Origin of the sequence: Geotalea toluenoxydans JCM 15764 (assembly GCF_001311985.1) — a bacterium.
Lineage (GTDB): Bacteria > Desulfobacterota > Desulfuromonadia > Geobacterales > Geobacteraceae > Geotalea > Geotalea toluenoxydans.
Genome location: NZ_BBCJ01000023.1, coordinates 48,279 through 72,143 on the forward strand (window position 1 = coordinate 48,279; position 23,865 = coordinate 72,143).

Below are 23,865 nucleotides of genomic sequence, written 5' to 3' on the forward strand. Positions count from 1 at the left end.
TTCTTGGCCACAAAATTTGAGTACGTCTAGTGTGATTAGCGACTTAAGGGGGTGGAACGGGTTGGGTGCTGGACCGATGATACCTCCCTTTCTGCATCCGGTTCTTGATTGGTGAGATGTGCTCTAAAAAACATCTAAAGTTATAAAACAATGTTTTCGATAAGAGAGGGTAGAACGGTAGTCGCACCTGCCGGAATTCAGGAATGCACACAGTGGCAAAGGGGGCTGAGATGGGGTTATTGTCTAGTATCGCGACGAAACTGAAGGTGCCGGTTGTTTTGCAGGTTTTGCTCCTGGTGGTGGTGGGATTTTTCTACCTTTCCAGCCAAAATGAGGTCCGCTCCAGGCGCGAGCAAGCCAAGGAGATGGGGATGATTGTCGGGCGGCTGCAGTCTCTTGGAGTGGATATCCAGTTGCTGCTGCATGGGCAGGGTGACCTGCAGAAGGTGGAGGCCGAACTGGGCGCACAGTCGGCACAGATAAAGAAGCTCCCCTTCGGTGGGCGGCTGGCATCTCTACGGGAATCAAAGCGGTTTTGCAGGATACGTCAAAGCTGTTCCGGCGCAACCTTGACATCGAGAAGGAGATCTTCCAGCTGACCGCCTTATCCATTGAGCAGTCGGACCGTTTCATTGCCGATACCAGTGCCAAGCTGGCGGACCCTGGCCGTGAACGGTCCATTTCACGCCTTGAACGCCTGGTTCTTGCCGGTGCCTCGGTGAACAGCGGCACCAACCACCATATCCGCACTCTTTTCCTGCGCATAAAGACGGACAGCAGCAAGCGTAAGGAGCTGATCGCCTACCTGGACACGGCCATCAGCAACGTGACCGAATCCCGGCGGCAGCTTACCGGTACCCCCTTCATGGGGGCTGCACAAAAGGCGCTGGAGGCCAATCATCGGATGCGGCAGCTGGCATTGGAATACCAGGCAAATTGCGACAAGATTGCCCTGCCAGCGCCGAAATCGAAAAGCAGAGTAGCGTGATGCGGGAGGAACTTGACAGCTTCGCGGCAAAGAGCATGCTGGCCGGATACGACTTCTCCCAGGTCAGGATGATGACCCTGCTCCTGGTGATCTCTATTGCGGCCATAATTCTGGCGGTGTTGACATGGTCGCTGTCGCGCAGCATTCTGCGACCCATAAGGGAGATGACGGCGGTATTGAGCAACATAGCCCAGGGTGAGGGGGACCTTACCCAGCGTCTTCCGGTGAACAGCAAAGATGAGATCGGCGAGGTCTGCGGGCTGTTCAACACCTTCATCGACAAGTTGCATGGCATTATCGGCCAGGTTGCCAAGACCGCGACCCAGGTTGCCTCCTCGTCCGGCGTGCTTTTCGCCACCTCGGGACAACAGGCCGCCGCCACCGAGGAGATGGCAGCCAAAGCAGGTACGCTGGCGACGGCGAGCGAAGAGATGGCGGCCACCATCAGCGGCATCGCTCAAAACTGCAATCTGGCGGCCGAACACTCCCAACTGGCCAATTCTGCCGCCGCTGCCGGCGCCAGGTGGTGGAGTCGACCATCTCCGGGATGGCACGGATTGCGGACAATACCCGTCTTTCCGCGAGTACCGTCTCAGCGCTAGGGGCGCGTTCCGAGCAGATCGGTGAAATAGTGGCCACCATCGAGGACATTGCGGACCAGACCAACCTTTTGGCGCTCAATGCTGCCATCGAGGCCGCGCGCGCCGGAGAGCAGGGACGCGGTTTTGCCGTCGTAGCCGACGAGGTGCGGGCGCTGGCGGAACGGACGACCAATGCCACCAGGGAGATCGGCGAAATGATCAAGAGCATCCAGGGTGAAACCAGAAAGGCTGTCGCTGTGATGGAAGAGGGGGTCTCTGAGGTCGACAAGGGGACCGCTGCCGCCGCCCAGTCAGACTCTGCGCTGAAGGAGATCATTGAAAGGATGAATGAACTTTCGATGCAGGTAAGCCAGGTGGCCACGGCGGCGGAACAGCAGAGCTACACCACCACCGAAATAAGCAACAATATCGTGCAGATGACCCAGGTAATCAACCAAAGTTCGCGCGGGGCACAGGAATCAGCAGCCGCGACTTCCCAGCTCTCCGGTTTTGCCGATAATCTCCAAAGCCTGATGGGGCAGTTCAGGTTGTAGCGCCAGAGAAACATAAAGGGGAAACTACAAGGCCCACTCAAAAGCAGTGGGCCTTGTGGGGCGGTCCATATTCGTTCTCAAATTTCCAAATATCCGTCCTCGATTTTCCATTCTCTCGCTTCGATCCCTAAGTCCGACAGACTCCTAGAACACCGAAAATTTAAGATAACGCTTCGGGTTCTCCTTCAGGTCCTTCACCAGCAGGTTCATGTCGTCGATCATCTTGTTCATCTTATCGTAAAGGGCTTGATCGCTCACCAGCTTGCCGGCGGTCCCTTCGCCGCTGTTGATCCTGATGGCCACATCCTCGAAGGCCTTCACTGAGGTGTCAGCCCGCTCCAGCAGTGCCATTCCCTTGTCGTAGAATTCCCGGTCCTGGAGGAGTTTGCCAAAGGTGCCGTCTGGTGAGGTGAGTCGTTGCTTCAACTCGCGCACGTCTTCGGCGGCCTCCTTACTCTGGTCGGCCAGGGCCACCATCTTGTCGTATAGCTCACGGTCATGGAGAAGCTTGCTCAGGGTACCTTCGGACGACTGGATGTCCTTCATGGTGGCATCGGTCCGGTTGAGGATGGCCATGAGCCGGTCATAGGGCTCCCGGCTCTTGTTGAGTTTGCCCAGGGTGCCTTGGCCGCTGTTGGCGGTTTTGGCGAAGCTGTCCAACTCGGCGGTGAGGCTGACCAGGTTGTCGTAAAGCTTGGTATCCGTGGCAAGACGCCCCAGGCTACCTTCTCCCCGATTCATCTTGTCCAGGGAATGGTTGAACTTGTCGAAGGCCTTGCCCGCCTTCTGCATGACGTCGTCCAGCTTGGTTATGGATGTGCCGTAGAGGCGGGTTTCCGGCACCTGGGTGATGTACAGGCTGGGGGTGACGTCCACGTATTTTTCTCCCATGAGTCCACGGGTCTTGACGGTGATGGCCGAATCCTTGCCGATCTTCTTCAGGGCGCTCTTTTCCACCTGCAGGACAATCTCCACTTCATTGGTCTTATTGGGTTTCTCGAACTGGATATCGGTGACAATGCCTACGTCTACCCCGGCCAGCCAGACGGGTGCCCCGACTTTGAGCCCGGCCACGTCGCCCATGATTACGGAAAGCTTTCCCTTGGGGATGAAAAACTTGGTTTTTTCACCCATCAGCAGGATTCCGCCGGCAAAAAAGAGCAGGGCGAAAATGATGAAGATTCCGGCTTTCAGTTGCGACCAGCCTATGTTATCGCTTCGTTTCATGTTCCATCACTTTCTCCGTTGAATTATTGGCAAAGAGGGACTTGTCGCTGGGGGAGAAGAATTCCCTCGTTTCAGTGGCCGGAAAGTCCAACAGTTCTTGCTTTGTGCCGTCAAAGACCAGCCGGGCGTTGTGGAGAAAAGAGAACCGCTGGGAAACCTTGAAGGCGGTGTCCATATCGTGGGTTACCATCAGCGTCGTCTTCCCTTCCGCCTGCAGGCGCAGCATCAGGTTGCAGATGTTGTAGACGCCGATGGGGTCGAGACCGGTGGTCGGCTCATCGAAAAAGATGTAGTCGGGATCGGCGGCCAAGGCCCTGGCGATGGCAACCCGCTTTTTCATTCCGCCGGAAAGCTCGGCCGGATACAAATCTATGGTCTGCTCCAAACCGACGAACCCCAGCTTTTCCAGAACGATCTTCTCTATTTCGCCCTGTGAGAGGTTCCCTTCCTCAAAAAGCCGGTAGCCGACATTCTCCCCGACAGTCATGGAATCGAAGAGGGCTCCACCCTGAAAGACGATGGCGATATTTTTCCGCACCCGGATCAGCTCCCGCTGCTTGAGCCCGGCGATGTCATGGCCATCGATGGTGACCCTGCCGGAATGTACCGGCAACAGTCCCAGGAGCAGCTTGAGAATGGTGGTCTTGCCGACGCCGCTGACGCCAAGAATGGTCCGGTTGAACCCCGGTTTGAGGAAAAGATCGAAATCATGGAGGATCTGCCGCCCGTTGACCGAGTAACAGACCTTATCCATGCGTATGCCTTTTTCCCGAATATCAATCACAACCCGTCACCCGTCACCCGTCACCCGTCACCCGTCACCGTATCACCAATCACCAATCACCGCTTATTCATCCCCTGAAGGCGATAAATATCTTAGCGATAAAAAAGTCGGTGACCAGTATGCTGACCGATGAAATTACCACCGCCCTTTTTGCCGATTCACCGACCCCTGCCGCCCCGCCGTTGGTGCTGAGTCCCACATGGCAGCCGACCATGGCGATGATAAAGCCAAAGACGGCGGGCTTGACCACCCCTTCGATGAGGTCCTGAAAAACCATGAACTGGGGGATGGATTTCCAGTACATGATGATGTTTATATCATAATTGGCCGCCATGATGTAACCACCCACCAGGGAAACGGCATCGGTGATTATTGCCAGAAGCGGCATGGCAATTACTATTGCCTTTAATCTGGAGGTGACCAGGCGCTTGATGATGTCGGTGCCTTCCACCTGCATGGCGTCCACTTGCTCGGTGACGACCATGGTGCCCAGTTCGGCGGTGATGGCCGAGCCTACCCTGCCGGCGACCATCAGAGAAGATAGCACCGGTCCCAGCTCCTTGACCATGGTAACTGCCACCATTCCTCCCACATAGCTGGTGGCGGCAAAGGGCTTGAGCTGGATGAGCGCCTGGAGGGCCATGACCATGCCGGTGAAGAGGCCGGTGAGAATGACGATGAACAGGGAGCCGACTCCGATCTTGTCCAACTGGGTGGTGAAGTCGCGGTAATAGAATGGGGGGGTGATGATGCAGCCAATGGCGCGTGTCGATAGAAAAAAGAGTTCCTGGACCTCAAGGACGAAAGACTTCAGCGTGTTTTCGATAAGCTTTATGGGCATGTTATTGCTATTTCAGGGCCTGGACAAACGCTTCGCGGACGTCTTCGATGAAGATGAAATTCAGCTGCTCGCGTACGTCCTGGGGGATATCCTCCAGATCTTTTCGATTTCTTTCCGGTACGATCACCTTCTTTACTCCGGCGCGGCGGGCGGCCAGCACCTTTTCCTTGAGCCCGCCGATGGCCAGCACCCGGCCGGTAAGGCTGACTTCGCCGGTCATGGCCACGTCCCGCTGGGCTTCACGTCCTGAGAGCAGTGAAACCAGGGCGGTGGTCATGGTGATGCCGGCGGACGGACCGTCCTTGGGAATACTGCCGGCAGGCACGTGGATATGGATATTCATGCCGGTGAATTCCTTCGGGTCGATCTTCAGTTCGACGCAATTTGCCTCGACGAAGGAGAGGGCGGCCCGTGCCGATTCCTTCATTATTTCTCCCAGAGAACCGGTCAGGATCAGGTCTCCCTTGCCCTTCATGCGGCTCGCCTCGACAAAGATGATGTCGCCGCCTGTTTCGGTCCAGGCCAGGCCGGTGACGACGCCGACCCGGTCTTTTTCTGCCGTAACCTCGTCGAAAAATTTGCGCGGTCCTAAAAATTCCTCCACAAGTTCCTGCGTGATCATTTCCCGTGGCGGCTTGTTCTGGGTGATTTCCTTGGCGACCTTGCGGCAGATGCTTCCGATATGGCGCTGCAGGTTGCGGACACCTGCCTCGCGGGTATGGTCGCGGATAATCTTGTAGATGGCGTCTTCACTGAACTTGGGCTGATATTTCGACAGGCCGTTTTCTTCGATCTCCCTGGGAATCAGATAGGTTACGGCTATTCTTTCCTTTTCCTCGTCCGTGTATCCGGAAAGGTTGATCACTTCCATTCTGTCCTTGAGGGCAGGGGGCACCGGATCGAGGATGTTGGCGGTGGTGATGAACATGACGTTGGTCAGATCGAAGGGGACATCCAGATAATGGTCGGTGAAGGAAAAATTCTGTTCCGGATCCAGCACCTCAAGAAGTGCGCTGGCCGGATCGCCGCGAAAATCGATGCCGATCTTGTCCACCTCGTCCAGCATGAAGACCGGGTTATTGTTTCCGGCACGGAAGATCTCCTGGATAATGCGGCCGGGAAGGGCGCCGATATAGGTACGCCGGTGGCCCTGATTTCCGCCTCGTCACGCATCCCTCCCAGGGAGACGCGGATGAATTTGCGTCCCAGAGCACGGGCTATTGAGCGGCCGAGGCTGGTCTTGCCCACACCCGGAGGCCCAACGAAACAGAGGATCGGTCCCTTCATCTTTTCCTTGAGGGTCCGCACCGCCAGGTATTCCAGTATCCGCTCCTTCACCTTCTTCAGGTCGAAATGATCTTCGTTGAGGACCTCTTCCGCCTGGTTGATGTCCCGGTTATCGGTGGTGGCGCTCTGCCACGGCATGTTGATCAGATAATCGAGGTAGGTACGTGAGACGCTGTACTCGGGGGAAACCGGATTGATTTTGTCCAGTCTTTTCAGTTCCTTTTCGGCGATCTTGCGCACCTCTTCGGGCATGCCGGCCGAAAGGAGCTTCTTGCGCAGCTCCTTGATCTCCGTCTGGCGGTCGTCCTCCTCGCCCAGTTCTTCCTGGATCTGCTTCATCTGCTCCCGCAGCAAATATTCCTTCTGGGTTTTGCCCACCTTCTTCGTCACTTCGGCCTGGACTTCCCCCTTTATCTGCAGGCGCTGCACCTCTGCTGTCAAGCTCATGTAGACCTTTTTCAGCCGCTCGATGGGATCGACGGTCTCCAGCAGCTTTTGCAGTTCGTCAGGGGGAAGGTTGACGTAGAGCGCCACCAGGTCCGAGAGCCGGCCAGGATTGTCAATGTAATCAATCATCTTCATCACATCATCGGGCAGAGGGCGGCCATAGGAAAGGGCTATTTTCAAGAGGGCATTGAGGCTGGAGACCAGCGCCTCGGAAACCACCGACTTTTCAGCGAATTCCCGTACCTGTTCCACCCGCACCAGGGGAATAGGGTTTTCCTGGGGCATATCCACGAGCCGAACCCGGGCAAGTCCCTCCAGGACCACCTTTGCGCCACCTTCTGCCATCCTGGTAAGCTGGTTGATCTTGCAGATGGTGCCGATTTCGTTGAGGGAGGAGAGCAGCCGCTCCGAGGATTCGTTCCTCAGCTTGAAGAGGGTGATCATGTTGTCGAAGGGAATCGCCTCTTCGAAAACTGCGATTTCCTCATTGGTGATGAAGAGGGGGAAAACCATGTAAGGAAAGGCGACCATGTCCCGCAACGGGAAGAGGGGAACCATTTCCGGCATTCTCAGCGACTGGTTCTCGGTCATGGGAAGTCCTTATCAGGTAACATGATGGAGGTTTCAAAACAATTAAAGAGTAACCAGTTAAGAGGGTGATGTCAAGATTGCAAGCCTTCCCACTCCGCATAAAGTGCGGCGATGCGGGAGGTTAATGTTTCGTGCTCTTCTCCCATCCGACGCGCCGTCCCATGATCGGCAAAAGACTCAGGGGCTGCCATCCGCTCCTCCAGCCCGGCAAGCACGTTTTCAGTTTTTTCTATTTCGGTTTCCAGCTCAGTCAGGCGTTTCTGGCGTCCCTTTTCCTCGCGCTGCCGCTGCTTCTCCTCCTCGCGCTGGCGCAGCCTGTCCTCTTTGGAGACGGTTGCTGGTCGTTGGTCGGCGGTCGGCGGTGCTTGATTTGCTTGCTCTGCCAGAGGCGCAGCCTCTGATTTTTTGGCGAGATAATACTCATAGTCTCCCATGAAACTGCTGACTTTCCCGTCCCCCACCTCCACAACCCTGGTGGCCAGGCCGTCGATAAAGTGCCTGTCGTGGGAAACGAAGACCACGGTGCCGGAAAAGGCCGCCAGAGCGCCCAGCAACACCTCCTTGCTGAACAGGTCCAGGTGGTTGGTGGGCTCGTCCATGAGGAGCAGGTTTGACGGTCGCAGCAGCATCTTGGCCAGGGCCAGGCGGTTGCGCTCGCCTCCGGAAAGAACCGAGACCTTTTTGTGGATGTCGTCCCCGGAGAAGAGAAAGGCGCCGAGGATGTCCCTCAGCTGCGGCACCATGTCGAATGGGGCGTCGGCCAGGATCTCCTCGTAGACGCTCTGTTCACCGTTCAATTCCTGGGCCTGATCCTGGGCGAAATAGTCGCGGATGACATTGTGTCCCAGGTTCAGTTCTCCCCCCTGGAACTCGCCCCCGGCCAGGACCTTCATCAGGTCGATTTGCCGGCGCCATTGTGCCCAACCAGGGCGACCCGTTCTTCCTTTTCAATGGTGAGGTCGATGCCGTCCAGGACCACGTTGTTGCCGTAAGCTTTGCGCACCCCCTTCAGTTCCACTACCATCCGGCCGCTCTTGGGGGGATCGGGGAAGCGGAAGCGGATTCTCTTTCGCTCCGGCGGCAGGACGATCCGCTCGATCTTTTCCAACTGCTTGATGCGGGACTGGACCAGGGCCGCCTTGTCCGCCTTGTAGCGGAAACGGGAGATGAAATCCTCGATCTTCTGCACTTCTTCGTCCTGGCGGCGCTTTGCTTCACGCAGGGCCGAGACCCGCTCTTCCCGCAGCACCAGGTAGCGGCTGTAATTGCAGTGGTAGTCGGTGAGGGTGTGGTTCCAGACCTCGGTGATGCGGGAGCAAACCTGATCCAGGAAAAACCGGTCGTGGGAAACGAGGATCACCGAATAGGGGTACGACTGGAGATAGCCCTCCAGCCAGTTGCGCGCCTCGATATCCAGGTGGTTGGTGGCTCGTCCAGCAGCAGCACGTTGGGCTTCTGTAGCAGCAGCTTGGCCAGGGCGATGCGCATCTGCCATCCCCCGGAAAACTCGCCGCATTCTTTCTGCCAGTCGCTGGCGATAAAACCGAGGCCGGTGAGGACATTGCCCACCTCGGCTTCCATGGCGTAGCCCCCCTTGAGGCGGAACTCCTCCTGAAGGTGGCCGAAGCGGTCCAGGAGCTTCGTGCCCCGGATCATCATGGGGCATTTCGGCCAGCCTGGCCGTGAGGAAGGCCAGTTCCTTTTCGATGGCCTGCAGCTCCGAAAGGGCGGTCATCACCTCGGCAAAGAGCTGTCTTCCCTTGGTGACGATGCCATCCTGGGGGAGATAGCCGACGGTAGCACCTTTGGCAAACTGCAGTTCGCCGCTTGTGTGTTCCACCTGGCCGGCGATGATGCGCATCAGCGTGGATTTTCCCGCTCCGTTCTCGCCAACCAGGCCGACCCGCTCCCCCTTCTTCAGGTGCCAGTCGATCTGGGTAAAAAGCGGCTTACCCGCAAAATCTTTTGAAAGTTGTTTCAGGTGCAGCATTGAAAATCCTTGGCGATATTTATGAACAACGGCGGGTATTGTAGGGGGGAGGGGGTATTTTGTCAATTCAAGGTTCGGATCGCACCTGATTGAAACAGACGAAGAAGACGGATGTTTTCAGGTTGGCCGATACAATAATTTCCTCTTGTCACCCTCTGGGTTACAGGCTATATTTGTCACATGATTATCAGTTTCCGGCACAAAGGTCTGAAAAATTTCTTCGAGACAGGCAACAAAGCCGGAATACAGGCAAAGCATGCTGATCGATTGCGGCTTATCCTCGCACGGTTAAACGTCGTTGCAGAACCGCGAGACATGAACCTTCCCGGATTGCGATTGCATAAATGGAAGGTGAGTTTTCCGGCTTTTGGGCGGTGGAGGTGAGCGGCAACTGGCGCGTGATCTTCCAGTTTGAAGGGCATGACATAACTCTGGTCGATTATCTTGACTACCATTAAGGAGTATCTTTCATGATGCACAACCCACCACATCCCGGTGAGATTATCCGTGAACTCTGTCTCAAACCGCTCGATATATCGGTTTCCGAAGCGGCCAGGGCACTCGGCGTCAGCAGAAAGGCACTGTCCGAACTATTGAACGGCCATACCGGCATATCTCCTGAGATGGCACTCAGATTGTCGATAGCCTTCGATACCACTCCTGAAAGCTGGCTTGCCCAGCAGATGCAGTATGATCTCTGGAAAGCCCGGTTGAAATACAAGGAACTGAAAGTAGAGCGTTTAAAGGCAGCTTGAGTGCTCGCAGTAAATGCCGTTTCGCTTTTGGTTATGTGATTTTATTGGAGTCCCCAGAATCCGCCGCCAGCTCATTAGGCTGCCCCAGTCGCTCTTTCTCCAGCCATTATTATTATTCCAACTGTAGCACCAGAGACTGCTGCTGATGTTTTTGTCGCAACTGGCATTCTCATGTCTTGTCTTTTCGTTATTTTCTCTTGGGTCTGAATCCTTGCCCAACGTGCAGTCGGTAAGGGGCGCCTCTTCCAGACTGCGCTTTACACTTGCGAACAAATCGACCCACCGCAGTCCGCAGTGGCAGTATCATTTCTTCCGCTTATCCCCCTGGAGATAATCGGCCAGGATCGATCGACTGTGCTCGTCATCGTGGCAGTAGACACAGAGGTTTTCCCAGTTGCTGCCGTCGGGCGGGTTGTAATTATGATTGCCGTCCTTGTGATGGACGGTGAGCAGGTGAAGATTGTCCAGGTCGAATTCCCGGCCGCACTTGGCGCATATCCAGCCGTGGAGCTTGAGGGAACGCTCCCGGTAGTTGTCCGGCGCCTTTTGTCCTGCCTTCATTTTGCGAATTATCTCATCGGCTTCTTCTTGTGTTTTTGCCACAGGTTTCGGGGCTCGTGGACGAAAGGATGGGGCCATGACTTCCTCCGGGTTTTCCTTGGTTTTTTATAGTAAAGATCGTCTGTAAAAGCCAGCATATTTTCGATCGGTAGCCATTTAAACTCCTGTAGAAGGGGTAAATATCAGCGAGACAATAGTTTTTTCTTATGAAGTGTTACGAAACTCTGTTATACTCACAAGGTTTTGTGTGCGGTACAGCTGCCGGTGTGGCGGCAGTATCCGCAAATTCCATGAAACAAGGATTCCGCCGCGCAGGGTTGACCCCCTGTTGCCAGGCTATTAAAAAACAGGGTCGATGGGCGAAAAAACAGCCCGTCCCCGGTAAAAGGATTGAGAATGTCGAAAAAAATGTTGATTAACGCCCTCCATGCCGAAGAGGCGCGGGTGGCTATCGTCGAGGACGGTCACCTGGTGGAGCTGGATATCGAGATTGCCGGGAGCGAACAGACCCGCGGCAACGTTTACAAGGGGGTCGTGGTCCGGGTGGAACCGGGGCTGCAGGCGGCCTTTGTGGATATCGGCCATAAAAAGCTCGGCTTTCTCCAGATGGGGGAAATTCACCCGGAAAACTGGCAGTGGCGTGACGATGTGCCCGAAGAGCAGCGAAACCGGCGGCCCCGCATCCAGGAGATCCTTCGCCGGGGCCAGGAACTCATCGTTCAGGTGGAAAAAGGGGAGCGTGACAACAAGGGCGCCGCCCTGACCACCTACATTTCCCTTCCCGGCCGCTACATGGTGCTCATGCCCGGTAGCGATTCCGCCGGTATCTCCCGCAAGGTGGAGAGCGAAAGCGAGAGGAAAAAGCTCAAGGAAATGGTGGCCGACCTGGAGATCCCGGAAGGCATCGGCTACATCATGCGCACCGAGGCGATGGGGCGGACCAAAACGGAACTGGCCAAGGATCTGCAGTACCTGGTGAAGCTCTACGGCAGCATTCGGGAAAAGGGGGCTGAACTCAAGGGCGCCGGTCTAATCTATCAGGAATCGGATTTGGTTATCCGCACCATTCGCGATTACTTCAACGCCGAGATCGATGAAGTGCTGGTGGACAGCAAGGATGTCTACAAGCAGGCACGGGCTTTCTTCAAGGAAACCATGCCGAAATATGAAAAGCTGGTGAAGATGCATCAGGAAAAAAGGCCGATTTTCTCCCGCTATCAGCTGGAGGAGCAGATCGACCTTATCTACGAGAAGAAGGTGCCGCTGAAATCGGGAGGCTCCATCTTCATCGAACCCACCGAAGCCCTCGTCTCCATCGATGTTAACTCGGGAAAATCCACCGGCGAAAAAGGGGTTGAGGATACCGCCTTCAAGACCAACCTGGAAGCGGCCGCCGAGGCGGCCAGGCAGCTGCGCCTGCGCGACTTAGGGGGCTGATAGTCATCGACTTCATCGACATGCGCGAACGCAAACACAACAACGAGGTTGAGAAGGCGCTGAAGACTGCCCTCAAGGGGGACAAAGCCAGGGTCACCGTCGGCAAAATCTCCCAATTCGGCCTTTTGGAGATGTCCCGGCAAAGGATCAAGCAGACCATCAACCAGGCCAGCTCCCTGGAGTGTCCCCACTGCGAAGGGCGGGGCAAGGTCAAGTCGGTGGAGGCCATGGCTGTATCCTTTTTGCGTAAGGTTCATGCCGCTGCCGCCAAGGGTACCGTCGCCGAAGTGCGTGGCGGCCTGCCCCTTGAGGTTGCCTATTTTCTGTTGAACCGGAAGAAACGGGAGCTGGCCCAGATTGAAACCGATTACGATCTGGAGGTGACAGTAAAGGGAAAACCATCGTTCCTGTTGAACCAGATCGAGCTTGAGTTGATCAAGCGGGAAAAGCCATTTACGGAAGAGATAGCGCCGGAAGTCCCCACGACGGAAGCGGGAGTGCCTGCTTTGGCGGCCGCAGCAGCTGAGGCGCTCCTGCCGAAGAAGGAAAACCAAAGAAAAAGAGGCGGCGCAAGAAGAAACACCATGTGGAGGGGGAGGCTGCACCACTGGGCGAAGAGATTGCGGCACCTCCCGCCGTTGAACCGGCTGAAGAGGAAGGACACGAGGCTGCAGCGGAGACCACCGAGACCGTTGAAGTGTCGGGAGCCGAAGTTGCCGAAGAGCACAAGAAAAAACGCCGGCGCAGACGGCGTCGCGGCGGCAAGGGGGCAGGAGAGGCTGTTGCCCAGGTAGAGACATCCACAGTGCCGGAGATAGCAGCCTCTACCGAGGAAGCAATATCTGAGCAGGCTGCTGAACAGGCAACGGAAGGTGAAACCCACGGGGAGGAAGGCAAGAAGAAACGCCGCCGCCGTCGCAAACGAGGTGGCAAGCAGGCCGCTCCCGAGGCCGTAGCCGAGGCCGAGATGGCTCACACCGGGGAAGCTGCCCCGGAGGTGCCGCAACAGCCTGAACAGCCGGCAGAACAGCCGGCAGAACAGCCGGCAGAACAGCCGGCAGAACAGCCGGCAGAACAGCCGGCAGAGGAAAAGGCTAAAAAACCACGCTCTCCGCGAAAAAAGAAGCCAGCGGCTGAAGCTGTACCGGAAGCTCCTGCACCGGTAGAGGTGCCCGAAACAGAGCCGGCAAAACCGAAACGGGCTGCGCGCCCTCGAAAGGCAGCGCCTGAGAAGAGTGAGGAACCCCAGACCGAGCCGGCTGCCGAAGCTCAGGAAAAGCCCAAGCGCAAACGTGCTCCACGCAAGAAGAAAGAAGAATCCCCGGCTGAGTAAATGTTCAAATCGCCAGTTGCGGAGGATGCATGAATATCTTCAAACTCGCAGCGGTTGCAGTTCTCATTGCTTCATCGACGGCTAAAGCCGCCCAGTTTGGAGGGGTGGAAGAGGTTTCGGCGTACCTGGCTCCCCATTACTTTCAGTGGGAGGAATTTCATCAGGGCGAGAGGCTGCTCCGGGAGCAGGGCTGGCTGATGGCCGCCGGCGGAGTCGCAGGATAAACCTGGTCAAGGCAGAGGCAGGTTCCCTTGTCGTAACGGGAAAGGCTGAGTTGTTCGGCGGGATTGCCGATTACGACGGGCAGACGCAGGGACCGGAGAATCTGCCGGTGAAGACCGACGTCAATTACTTCGGTACAAGGGAGGATATCGACCTTGGCTGGAGGATTTCCCAACAGAAGGTGTCCATGGAACCTTTCTTCGGTTTTGGCGCCCGCTGGTGGCTGAGAGATCTGGAAGATTCCATGACAATAGATAGAGCGGGCATGCCCGTGGAGGTGAATGGCTATACCGAGGACTGGCGCAGCTTTTATCTGCGTCTGGGGGGCCGGTTAGACGTTGCCGTGACTGACGACTGGCGCATCTTTACCGAAGGGGGGGCGAAATACCCTTTTTATACCGAAAACACCGTGGAGATCTTGGGTAGGGATATCACGATCAAACCGGACGGAAGCTGGTCTGCCTTTGCCGAGGCGGGGGCACGCTACAAGAAGCTCAAGTTTAGCACTTTTTATGAGGGTTTCCGCTACAACCAGTCTCCAGGAGTCCTGGTCGGGACCAACCAGTTCTTCCAGCCCGTTTCCAAATCCGATATCTTCGGTTTCAGGGTAGGCTGGGCCTTCAGGTAACGATGCAGACGGTTATCTTTATAGGATTATTCGGCGCATTAGGGTGCCTGTGCCGCTACTACCTTTCCGGCTGGGTCTACGACATCGTCGGCAGGTCCTTTCCCTACGGCACCTTTGCCGTCAATATTATCGGCGCCTTTCTCATCGGTCTGATCATGGAGTTTTCCCTGCGCAGCACGCTGGTTTCTCCCCAGTTGCGCGTGGGGCTGACCATCGGCTTTCTTGGAGGGCTTACCACCTTTTCCACCTTCAGCTACGAAACATTCCGCCTTCTTGAGGATGGGGAACTGCTGATAGCTTCGGTAAACGTGCTCACCAGCGTCCTGGTATGTCTGGTGTTTACCTGGTTGGGAATCGCGGCGGCTCGATATATCTAGACCCTCCTTCATCCACTATTCCATAGGGGGAAAGCGAAACGTACGTGAGCAGGGGGGGACAGGAGGAATTGACTATGACCAAGCTGACCGGCGAACAGGTATTGATGCGGATATTTATCGGTGAAAGCGACCGCCACGGCCATATCCCCCTCTACGAGGCACTGGTGGAACTGTTGCGCAGGGAGGGGCTCGCCGGCGCGACGGTAATCCGCTGCATTGCCGGCTTCGGCGCCCACAGCGTCTACCATACGGATAAATTACTCCGCCTTTCCACCGATCTGCCTGTCATTGTCGAGGTGGTGGACAGCCAGGAAAGGATTGACGCCGTCATGCCTGTCATCGACGGGATGATGGACGGCGGCATGATCACCCTGGAAAAGGCCACCGTCATCCGCTACAGCCACCACGACAAAAACAAGCCTGACTTCCCCCCACCTGCCGCTGTTTTTCTTCTGCAAGTTGCATCGTCTCGCCCCTCTGCTATACTTCTCATGAGCTTTTCGCCATGTTCCCCTCTATGGCTTCTCATCGCATTCCCGCAAAGGATTTCCCATGCCGTTCAATATGAATTTCAGTCCTGAATGGATTGAAGAGCAGTACCTCCTTTGGCAAGAACACCCCGAGCGGCTGCCGGTCGACCTGCAAGCATTTTTCAGCGGTTTCGAGTTGGGGCTGGAAGGTGGCGAAGGCAAAGCAGACCTTCGTTTTGCGATCAAGCAATCGGCGGTGCAGTCGCTTATCTACCGCTACCGGGACATCGGCCACCTCCTTGCCTGTACCGATCCCCTTTCTCCCTGCCAAATCGACCACCCCCTGCTCAGTCTTGAAGCATTCGGCCTGGATGCCTCCGACCTGGATAAGGTTTTCCATACCCGCCGCTTCATGAAGGAAAGTGCAACTCTGCGAGAGATCCTGCAGGTAATGCACGATACCTACTGCCGCTCCATTGGTGTTGAATTCATGCATATCCAGGAACCGACGGAGCGGCAGTGGCTGATGGATCGCATGGAGCCGGTGCGAAACAGCCCCTCCTTTTCCATTGGCCAAAAGCTGGAGATAGCCGGACATATTTACCAGGCAGCGCTATTCGAGGCATTCCTCAACGCAAGTTCGCCGGCCAGACCCGCTTCTCCCTGGAAGGGGGGGAAAGCCTTATACCGCTACTCAAGTGGCTTGTGGCAGGAGCGGCCGAACGGGGTGTCACTGATCTGATCCTGGGGATGCCCCATCGTGGGCGGCTTAATGTATTGGCCAATGTGTTTGACAAGCCGCTGGAGGAAATCTTTACCGAGTTCGCCGATAACAGCCAGCATGGGATCATCGGCGAGGGGGACGTCAAATATCACAAGGGATATTCAATAGATGTAACGCCGGTGGCCGGCCATACCATTCATCTTACCCTGGCGGCCAATCCAAGCCATCTGGAGGCCATCGACCCGGTGGTGGAAGGAAAATGCCGGGCACGCCAGGATCGCTGCTGCGACAGCCGCGGCGACCTGGTCCTGCCGGTCCTTATCCACGGCGATGCCGCCTTTTCCGGGCAGGGGGTGGTGGCCGAAACCTTCAACCTCTCCCAACTGGAAGGCTACCGCACCGGCGGCACCGTGCACATTGTCCTCAACAACCAAATCGGCTTTACCACCCTTGCTGCCGATGCCCGCTCCAGCTGTTATGCCACCGATGGGGCGAAAATGGTCCAAGCTCCCGTTTTCCACGTCCAGGGGGACGACCCGGAGGCGGTAGTCCATGCGACGAGGCTAGCCCTGGAATACCGGCAGGCTTTTCGTCGTGATGTGGTGGTGGAGGTCATCTGCTATCGGCGCTACGGACATAACGAAGGAGACGAGCCCTACTTCACCCAGCCACTCATGTACGAAAAGATCAAGAACCGTCAGCCGCTCCATGAGCTGTACGCTATGAAACTGAGGGATGAAGGCGTTGACGGCGCTGAGCTGGAAAAGCTCTCCCGGGCAGTTTCTGCCCATCTTGAAACCGCTATCGAGCAGGAAGCCACCGACTCCGACGTGGGGTTCCGGGAAGGGTGGGGCGGAATCAAGCGGGATTACGTTCCCCACAAGGTCGAAACCGGAGTCGGGGCAGGAGAACTTAGTTCCATGATGGAGGTTCTGACGGCCTTTCCGGATGACTTTACGCCACATCCGAAACTGGCAACCCTGCTGAAACGGCGGCTTGAAGCGGTGAAACAGGGAAGCGGCATCGACTGGGCCACCGCGGAGAACCTGGCCTTCGCTTCACTGTTGCAGGAAGGTACTTCCCTTCGTCTTTCCGGACAGGATGTGAGAAGAGGCACCTTCAGCCAACGTCATTGCACCTTCTTCGATTATCACACCGAAAAGACGCATGTTCCCCTTGCTGCCATGGCCAAAGATAATGCAGCCTTCAACGCTTACGACAGCATGCTTTCCGAGTATGCTGTGCTCGGTTTCGAATATGGCTACTCGGTGGAGTCCCCCTTGGGACTGACCGTATGGGAGGCCCAGTACGGAGATTTCGCCAACGGCGCGCAGGTTATCATCGATCAGTTCGTCGCCTCGGGGGAAAGCAAGTGGGACCGGGGAAGCGGTCTGGTCATGCTGCTTCCCCACGGCTACGAGGGGCAGGGGGCCGAGCATTCCAGCGCCAGGATCGAGCGGTTCCTTCAGCTCTGCGCCATGAACAACATGCAGGTGTGTTATCCGACAACTCCGGCCCAATATTTCCATCTGCTGCGACGTCAGGTAAAGCAGCCCTTCAGAAAGCCGCTGGTTATTTTCACTCCCAAAAGCCTGCTCCGCAATCCCCTCTGTGTTTCAAGCCTGGATGACTTCCGCGGCTGGTTCCGGGAGATCCTGCCCGCAGAAGACAACCCGGACAAGGTTCGGCAGGTGCTGATCTGCTCAGGCAAGATCTATTTCGAGCTGCTCAAGGAGAAGGCGGATACCGGGCGGGAAGATGTTGCGCTGGTTAGGATCGAGCAGCTCTATCCACTGCGTCTTGACCTGCTCCGGGATACCCTTCGCAGGTACCGGCAGGCAGCCTTCCGCTGGGTGCAGGAAGAACCGTGCAACATGGGGGCATGGATTTTCATCCGGCCGCAGCTTGAGGAAATAACAGGTGGCAAGGTGGCATACGTGGGGAGGGAGGAGGAAGCGGCGCCGGCGGTCGGGTCCCATCGGCAGCACGTGGTGGAACAGGAACGGGTGATTCGCAATGCCTTTTCCCAGGTTACTGACTGATCTTCCCCCGCGTTGTTACCCCCCTTAGAAAAAGGGGGGCCAGGGAGGATTTAGCGGCAATGAAAAGCAAATCCCCCTGAATCCCCTTTGCTAAAGGGGGACTTGGTCTTGGGGAAGATAGAAATACGATTAGATCTTTTTTGATGGAGACATTCATGGAAATAAAAGTCCCGGCAGTTGGGGAATCGATCACCGAGGCGCTGGTTGCCAAATGGCACAAGCTGGATGGCGAGCGGGTGGAGAAGGATGAGATCATTTGCGAGATCGAGACGGATAAAATCACCCTGGAGATCAATGCCGATGCCGCGGGAACCCTGGCCGTTCGGGTAGGGGAAGGGGAGACGGTGCAGATTGGCGCTGTCATAGGCACCATTGATGAAAAAGGTGCGGCAGAACAGGTCTCTGGCCCGGCGAAGCATCAGGCCCGGAAAAAGAAAAAACAGAGCCGCAGCCGCCGCTTTCTCCGGCGGTGCGGAAGATGGCCCAGGAAAAGGGAATAAAGGCTGAAACCATCAAGGGGAGCGGCAAGGGGGGCAGAGTAACGGTGGACGACCTGCTCAAGCAACAGCCTGAGCCGAGTCCGCAGCCTACACTTTTCGTCCGCTCGGAGGAGCCTGCGCCATACCAGACCGCTGAGGAAAGCAGGATCACCCGCAAAAAGATGACCCCGATCCGCAGAAAGATTGCCGAAAGACTGCTGGCAGCGAGGCAGCAGACGGCCATGCTCACCACCTTCAATGAGGCAGATATGGGCAAGATCATGGAGCTGCGCCGGCAGCACAAGGAACACTTCCAGAAGAAATTTGGGATGACCCTGGGGCTGATGCCCTTCTTCATCAAGGCCTGTATCGATGCCCTCCGTGAATTCCCCATGGTCAACGCCCGCATCGACGGCGATGAAATCGTCCAGCAGCATTTCTATGACATGGGTATAGCCATTGGCGGCGAAAAGGGGCTGGTGGTGCCGGTTATCCGCGATGCCGACCGGCTGACCCTGGTGGAGATGGAGAAAAAGATACGATCGCTGGTGGAGCAGGTCGAGAACAACCGCTTGAGCCTTGAGGATTTGACCGGCGGCACCTTCACCATCAGTAACGGCGGCGTCTATGGTTCCATGCTCAGCACCCCCATACTCAATCCGCCCCAGAGCGGAGTGCTGGGGATGCATGCCATTCAGGACCGGCCGGTGGCAAGGGACGGGCAGGTGGTGATCCGTCCATGATGTATCTGGCATTGTCCTACGACCATCGCATTATCGATGGGCGGGAGGCGGTGGGGTTCCTCAAGAGGGTGAAAGAGTATGTCGAGGATCCGGAGGAGATGCTGTTGGAGGGATAAAGTGGTAAAGAAAGTTCCCTCTCCCCTTGTGGACCCACAGGGCCTAAAGGAGAGGGTTAGGGAGAGGGGGCCTGCTGCAGGCCCTCCCCCCATCCCCCTCCCATAAAGGAGGGGGCGACAGCACAGTAATGGAGGTTTTTGCAATGTCCGATGAAATGTACGATCTGATCATTATCGGCGCCGGGCCGGGAGGTTACGTGGCGGCGATCCGCGCTGCCCAATTGGGGATGAAGGTGGCGGTGGTGGAGCGTGGCGAACGCCTGGGCGGAGTTTGCCTCAATGAGGGCTGCATTCCCAGCAAAGCGCTGCTTGATTCCAGCGAGCTCTTTGCCCTGGCACGGGATAAATTTGCCCTCCATGGTATCGGCATCAACCCACCCACCCTGGACCTGGCGAAAATGATGGCCCGCAAGGACGACGTGGTGAAAAAGCTCACCGACGGCATCGCCTTCCTCTTCAAGAAGAACAAAATAATACGCATCCTGGGAACGGCCAAGCTTGGGGCGGCCGGCAATGGGGACCGGTGGGCGGTGGAGGTACTAGGGGCAGGGGGAGAAAAGCAGACGATAGTCGGCAAACACATACTTCTTGCCACCGGCAGTCAGGCCATAGAGGTGCCGGGGCTCCCCTTCGACGGCGAGACGGTGGTCAGCGCCCGCGAAGCGCTATCTTTCCCGGAAGTGCCTGAACACCTCCTGGTGGTCGGCGGTGGCTATATCGGACTGGAGCTTGGTTCGGTCTGGCTGCGCCTGGGAAGCCGGGTGACGGTGGTGGAGATGTTGCCGAACATTCTGTCCAACACCGACCGGCAGGTTGCCGACACCCTTTTGCGGTCCCTGAAAAAGCAGGGAATGGGATTCATGCTGGGGGCCAAGGTTGAAGGTTTGCAGAAGAAGGATGGCAAGGCGTCCGTCACCGTCAATGTCGCCGGCAAGGGTGAACAGCTTTTCTCTGACAGGGTGCTGGTCGCTGTGGGGAGAAAATCACTCACGGACGGGCTCGGGGTGGAAGAGGCCGGTATTGCCTTCGACCGCGGCAGGATCAGAGTTGACGACAATTTTGCCACCTCGGTCCCCGGAATCTATGCCATTGGCGATCTTATTCATGGTCCGCTCCTTGCCCACAAGGCGATGATGGAAGGGGAGGTTTTCGCCGAAAGGCTCGCCGGACAAGCATCGGTGGTTGATTATGAGTTCATACCCGGTATCATTTACACATGGCCTGAAGCGGCATCTGTCGGGAAAACCGAGGAACAGCTGCAGGCGGAGAACATCCCTTATTCTGCCGGACGCTTCAACTTCATGGCCAATGGCCGGGCCAGGTGCATGGACGAGACGGAAGGTTTCGTCAAGGTGCTTGCACATAAGGATACGGGCCGGGTGCTGGGCATCCATATCATCGGCCCCCGGGCCTCGGACATGATCGCCGAAGGGGTGACGGTCATGACCTATGGCGGCACCGCCGAGGATATTGCCCTTACCTTCCATGCCCACCCGACGTTGTCGGAGGCGGTTAAAGAAGCAGCGCTGGACGTGGAAAAAAGAGCCATTCACGCGTGATTCGCGTTGAAAAACGCCCATCTGCGGCGTTGTCTTCGTCGCTGCGCTGCTCACATACTGATGTATGCTGCGCTGCTCGCTCCTCGACGCCTTGCACCTGGCATTTTTGAACGCGAATGAAATGGGCGGGTTGATATTCAAGAGGGGGTTGTTATGGGAAAGAATTTAGCAATCAAGATCCTGGAAGCCCATTTGGTGGAAGGGGAATTAATTCCGGGAAAAGAGGTCGCCATTCGCATCGATCACACCCTTCTTCAGGATGCCACCGGTACCATGGCCATCCTGGAATTCATGGCCATGGGGGTGGAACGGGCAAAGGTTGAGCTGGCGGCCCAGTACATAGATCACAACCTGCTGCAGACCGATAACAGGAATGCCGATGACCATGTCTTTCTCATGACTGCGGCCCAGAAATTCGGTGTCCACCTATCCAAACCGGGGAACGGCGTTTCCCACCAGGTGCACCTGGAGCGTTTCGGCGTGCCGGGCAAGGTCATGCTGGGCGCCGATTCCCATACCCCGACTGCGGCAGGCCTGAGCATGCTCGCCATCGGCGCCGGGGGATGGACGTGGCCATGGCCATGGCCGGGCATCCATTCCACCTCTCTTGTCCCAAAATCATGGGGGTAAAGCTCATTGGTCAGCTGCAGCCGTGGGTTTCCGGCAAGGATGTCATCCTGGAGATGCTCCGCCGCCACACCGTCAAGGGCGGGGTGGGGAAGATCATCGAATACTACGGGCCGGGGGTGGAGACACTTTCGGCCACCGACCGGGGGACCATCGGCAACATGGGGGCCGAGCTCGGTGCCACCACCTCCGTCTTCCCTTCCGATGGGCGAACCAGGGAATTCCTGGAGTCCCAGGGGCGGGGCGACTGCTGGCAGCCCTTTGCCGCCGATGCCGATGCTACCTACGACGATTACGACGAAATCGACCTCTCCCAGGTGGTGCCCCTGATCGCCTGCCCTTCCTCACCGGACAACGTGGTGCGGGTCAAGGACGTGGAGGGGATCAAGGTGGACCAGGTAATCGTCGGCAGCTCGGTCAATTCCTCCTTTCGCGACCTTATGACCGTCTGCCGAATTCTGGACGGTCGGCGGGTGGCGCCCCAGCTCTCCTTCAACATCAATCCGGGGAGCCGCCAGGTGCTGGAAAATGTGGCGGACCGGGGCGGGCTCATGTCGCTGCTTCTGGCCGGTGCCCAGGTCCACCAGCCGGGCTGTCTCGGTTGCATCGGCATGGGGCAGGCGCCGGGGACCAACCAGGTTTCCCTGCGTACCTTTCCGCGCAATTTCCCCGGCAGGAGCGGCACCAAGGACGACAAGGTCTACCTCTGCTCCCCGGAGACCGCAGCAGCTGCCGGTCTGTTCGGGTTATAACCGATCCGCGGAAGCTGGGCGAGATGATGCCATGGCCCAACGTGCAGAACCCGGAACGCTACCTGGTGGATGATTCCAGCATCATCCATCCATTGGCCGATACCAGCGGTGTGGAGATCGTCACCGGACCCAACATCGTGCCGTTCCCTGAATTCGAGCCCTTGCCGGAGGACCTGCAGGCCGAGGTCATCATCAAGGTGGAGGACAACATCTCCACCGATACCATCATGCCCGCCGGCAATAAGGTTCTTCCCCTGCGAAGCAACATCCCGGCCATCAGCCAGTTCGTCTTCGGCCAGATTGACCAGGAATTTCCACAACGTGCCAAGGCAAAAGGCAACGGTGTAGTGGTGGCTGGAGAAAACTATGGGCAGGGCTCATCCAGGGAACATGCCGCCCTGGCGCCCCGCTATCTGGGTATCCGCGCCAAGCTGGCCAAGAGCTTCGCCCGCATCCATAAAGCCAACCTGATCAACTTCGGTATCCTGCCCCTTATCTTCAAAGATCCTGCCGATTATGACCTGATCGGGCAGGGTGACGTCCTCATTTTCAATGGTCTGCGACGGCAGGTGGCAGAGGGGGCCACGGAAATACCTGTGAGGATAGGGGACAGGGAGATCAAAACGATTCTGCAGGTATCGGAGAGGGAAAGGCAGGATCTGCTGGCCGGCGGTACCCTGAATCACGTGAAACAGAAAGGTTAGCAGGGCTTTTGCTGCTGCCCCACAGAGGGGGATTATGGAAACACATCTGCGCGACGTATTTCCCGATGAGGATCTGCTCCACATGTACGGACAGACGGCTCTCTGCCGCGAATTCGAGGAGTCGTGCGCCGAACAATATACGAAGGGGCACATCACCGGGTTTCTCCATCTTTACAGCGGCCAGGAAGCGGTGGCGGTCGGTTCAACCAAGGCGCTGCAGCAGAATGATTACATCCTTTCCGCCTACCGGGAGCATGCCCAGGCCATCGTCCGCGGTGCCGAACCCAAGAGGGTCATGGCGGAGCTGTTCGGCAAGGCGACCGGCCTGTGCAAGGGGAAAGGGGGCTCCATGCACCTCTTCAGCCCCGAGCTCAACTTCATGGGGGGCTATGCCATAGTCGGTGGCCAGTTTCCTATTGCCTTAGGGCTAGCCTTTGCGTCCAAATTCAAGAACGAGGGGCGCATCGCCGCCTGCTTCTTCGGCGATGCTGCAGTCAACCAGGGCAATTTCCACGAGGCGCTGAACTGGGCCAGGGTTTGGGAACTGCCGGTGCTTTTCATCTGCGAGAACAATTTTTACGGCATCGGCACCGAGGTGCACCGCTCCTCCGCCCTGCCGGACATCCACCGCCGCACCTGCGGCTATGACATGCCCTCGGAACGGGTGGACGGCATGGACGTGATAGCTGTTTATCAGGCAGTCAGCCATGCCGCCGAATGGGTCCGGGAGCAGAGTCGCCCCTATCTGCTGGAGGCGATGACCTACCGCTTCCGCGGCCACTCCATGGCCGACCCCGGCAAGTATCGCAGCACCGCCGAGCTTGAATTGTGGAAGAGCCGGGATCCACTGCTCAATCTGGGCAGACGACTGGTGCAAGAGGGGATTGCCGAACAGGGAAGACTTGATGCCATTCGTGCCCAGGCGGTGGAGACGGTGCAGGAGGCGGTCAAGTTTGCCGAGGAGTCTCCATGGCCGGAGGATGGGGAGGTCTACATGGATGTGTATGTCTAAAAAAGTCAAAAGTTTACCCCCTCTCCCTTTATGG

General features: G+C 57.1%; 19 protein-coding genes and 7 pseudogenes. 20 read left to right on the top strand and 6 right to left on the bottom strand.

Annotated features, from left to right (window positions below; all coding sequences use genetic code 11):
- Positions 1-230: 230 nt before the first annotated feature.
- Genes JCM15764_RS14855 through JCM15764_RS14870 form a run of 4 tightly spaced genes read left to right on the top strand, consistent with a single transcriptional unit; the run spans position 231 to position 2,123 of the window.
- Entirely contained in the window at positions 231-599 is a 369-nt protein-coding gene (locus JCM15764_RS14855) for a hypothetical protein (protein ID WP_243689101.1), read from the top strand.
- Positions 536-988: a hypothetical protein gene (locus JCM15764_RS14860; protein ID WP_054697087.1), complete on the top strand. Its 453-nt coding sequence runs from the start codon at positions 536-538 to the stop codon at positions 986-988. Before JCM15764_RS14855 ends, JCM15764_RS14860 begins: the two co-directional genes overlap by 64 nt.
- On the top strand, positions 988-1,590 hold the full coding sequence (locus JCM15764_RS14865) for a methyl-accepting chemotaxis protein (RefSeq protein ID WP_054697090.1): 603 nt from the start codon (positions 988-990) through the stop codon (positions 1,588-1,590). The genes JCM15764_RS14860 and JCM15764_RS14865 overlap by 1 nt, the downstream gene beginning before the upstream one ends.
- Positions 1,536-2,123: a methyl-accepting chemotaxis protein gene (locus JCM15764_RS14870; protein WP_243689102.1), complete on the top strand. Its 588-nt coding sequence runs from the start codon at positions 1,536-1,538 to the stop codon at positions 2,121-2,123. The genes JCM15764_RS14865 and JCM15764_RS14870 overlap by 55 nt, the downstream gene beginning before the upstream one ends.
- Positions 2,124-2,267: 144 nt before the next feature.
- Here the strand turns inward: JCM15764_RS14870 and JCM15764_RS14875 are convergent, their stop codons facing one another.
- From JCM15764_RS14875 to JCM15764_RS14895, 5 genes and pseudogenes are all read right to left on the bottom strand, one after another.
- Entirely contained in the window at positions 2,268-3,350 is a 1,083-nt protein-coding gene (locus JCM15764_RS14875; RefSeq protein ID WP_054697095.1) for an MlaD family protein, read from the bottom strand.
- Positions 3,334-4,134, bottom strand: coding sequence for an ABC transporter ATP-binding protein (locus tag JCM15764_RS14880; protein ID WP_279384475.1), 801 nt, complete (start codon positions 4,132-4,134; stop codon positions 3,334-3,336). The genes JCM15764_RS14875 and JCM15764_RS14880 overlap by 17 nt, the downstream gene beginning before the upstream one ends.
- Before the next feature lie 67 nt (positions 4,135-4,201).
- On the bottom strand, positions 4,202-4,975 hold the full coding sequence (locus JCM15764_RS14885) for an MlaE family ABC transporter permease (RefSeq protein ID WP_054697098.1): 774 nt from the start codon (positions 4,973-4,975) through the stop codon (positions 4,202-4,204).
- 7 nt (positions 4,976-4,982) lie between these two features.
- Positions 4,983-7,300 (bottom strand): annotated as a pseudogene (gene lon, locus JCM15764_RS14890) (endopeptidase La).
- A 71-nt stretch (positions 7,301-7,371) separates the two neighbouring features.
- A pseudogene (locus JCM15764_RS14895) lies at positions 7,372-9,290 on the bottom strand (ABC-F family ATP-binding cassette domain-containing protein).
- A 180-nt stretch (positions 9,291-9,470) separates the two neighbouring features.
- On the opposite strand from JCM15764_RS14895, the pseudogene JCM15764_RS14900 reads away from it, so the two are divergent.
- Together JCM15764_RS14900 and JCM15764_RS14905 are read left to right on the top strand one after the other, a co-directional pair.
- Positions 9,471-9,748, top strand: a pseudogene (locus JCM15764_RS14900) (type II toxin-antitoxin system RelE/ParE family toxin).
- Between the two features lie 12 nt (positions 9,749-9,760).
- Positions 9,761-10,045, top strand: a complete 285-nt coding sequence (locus JCM15764_RS14905) for a HigA family addiction module antitoxin (RefSeq protein ID WP_054697101.1) — start codon at positions 9,761-9,763, stop codon at positions 10,043-10,045.
- Positions 10,046-10,348: 303 nt separating this feature from the next.
- Here JCM15764_RS14905 and JCM15764_RS14910 read toward each other — a convergent pair whose 3' ends face one another.
- Positions 10,349-10,684 carry a YajD family HNH nuclease gene (locus JCM15764_RS14910; RefSeq protein WP_012647029.1) on the bottom strand — a complete coding sequence of 112 codons (336 nt, stop codon included), beginning with the start codon at positions 10,682-10,684 and terminating at the stop codon, positions 10,349-10,351.
- A 330-nt stretch (positions 10,685-11,014) separates the two neighbouring features.
- On the opposite strand from JCM15764_RS14910, the pseudogene JCM15764_RS30015 reads away from it, so the two are divergent.
- The 14 genes and pseudogenes from JCM15764_RS30015 to pdhA all read left to right on the top strand — a co-directional run.
- Positions 11,015-12,129: pseudogene (locus JCM15764_RS30015) on the top strand (Rne/Rng family ribonuclease); the annotation flags it as partial.
- A gap of 141 nt (positions 12,130-12,270) precedes the next feature.
- Entirely contained in the window at positions 12,271-12,837 is a 567-nt protein-coding gene (locus JCM15764_RS30020; RefSeq protein WP_439645310.1) for a hypothetical protein, read from the top strand.
- A complete protein-coding gene (locus JCM15764_RS30025; protein WP_439645307.1) occupies positions 12,741-13,376 on the top strand; it encodes a hypothetical protein in 636 nt (211 codons plus the stop codon). Before JCM15764_RS30020 ends, JCM15764_RS30025 begins: the two co-directional genes overlap by 97 nt.
- A gap of 29 nt (positions 13,377-13,405) precedes the next feature.
- A complete protein-coding gene (locus tag JCM15764_RS14920; protein WP_054697104.1) occupies positions 13,406-13,600 on the top strand; it encodes a hypothetical protein in 195 nt (64 codons plus the stop codon).
- 50 nt (positions 13,601-13,650) lie between these two features.
- Positions 13,651-14,226, top strand: coding sequence for a hypothetical protein (locus tag JCM15764_RS14925; protein WP_054697108.1), 576 nt, complete (start codon positions 13,651-13,653; stop codon positions 14,224-14,226).
- A gap of 2 nt (positions 14,227-14,228) precedes the next feature.
- Positions 14,229-14,603, top strand: a complete 375-nt coding sequence (gene crcB / locus JCM15764_RS14930) for a fluoride efflux transporter CrcB (RefSeq protein ID WP_054697111.1) — start codon at positions 14,229-14,231, stop codon at positions 14,601-14,603.
- Positions 14,604-14,677: 74 nt separating this feature from the next.
- Positions 14,678-15,004 (top strand): annotated as a pseudogene (locus JCM15764_RS14935) (DUF190 domain-containing protein); the annotation flags it as partial.
- Positions 15,005-15,155: 151 nt separating this feature from the next.
- Complete coding sequence (locus JCM15764_RS30030; RefSeq protein ID WP_439645308.1) at positions 15,156-15,815, top strand: hypothetical protein; 660 nt, start codon at positions 15,156-15,158, stop codon at positions 15,813-15,815.
- Positions 15,758-17,839: a 2-oxoglutarate dehydrogenase E1 component gene (locus JCM15764_RS14940; RefSeq protein ID WP_439645311.1), complete on the top strand. Its 2,082-nt coding sequence runs from the start codon at positions 15,758-15,760 to the stop codon at positions 17,837-17,839. Before JCM15764_RS30030 ends, JCM15764_RS14940 begins: the two co-directional genes overlap by 58 nt.
- Before the next feature lie 155 nt (positions 17,840-17,994).
- Positions 17,995-18,339 (top strand): biotin/lipoyl-containing protein, encoded by a 345-nt coding sequence (locus JCM15764_RS30035; protein ID WP_439645309.1) that lies wholly within the window; start codon positions 17,995-17,997, stop codon positions 18,337-18,339.
- Positions 18,318-19,177 (top strand): annotated as a pseudogene (gene sucB, locus JCM15764_RS14945) (dihydrolipoyllysine-residue succinyltransferase). The gene JCM15764_RS30035 and the pseudogene sucB overlap by 22 nt, the downstream one beginning before the upstream one ends.
- Before the next feature lie 143 nt (positions 19,178-19,320).
- Positions 19,321-20,736, top strand: a complete 1,416-nt coding sequence (lpdA, locus tag JCM15764_RS14950) for a dihydrolipoyl dehydrogenase (protein ID WP_054697128.1) — start codon at positions 19,321-19,323, stop codon at positions 20,734-20,736.
- A 153-nt stretch (positions 20,737-20,889) separates the two neighbouring features.
- Positions 20,890-22,819 (top strand): annotated as a pseudogene (locus tag JCM15764_RS14955) (aconitate hydratase).
- Positions 22,820-22,853: 34 nt separating this feature from the next.
- Positions 22,854-23,831 (top strand): pyruvate dehydrogenase (acetyl-transferring) E1 component subunit alpha, encoded by a 978-nt coding sequence (pdhA, locus tag JCM15764_RS14960; RefSeq protein ID WP_054697113.1) that lies wholly within the window; start codon positions 22,854-22,856, stop codon positions 23,829-23,831.
- The last annotated feature ends 34 nt before the right edge of the window (positions 23,832-23,865 follow it).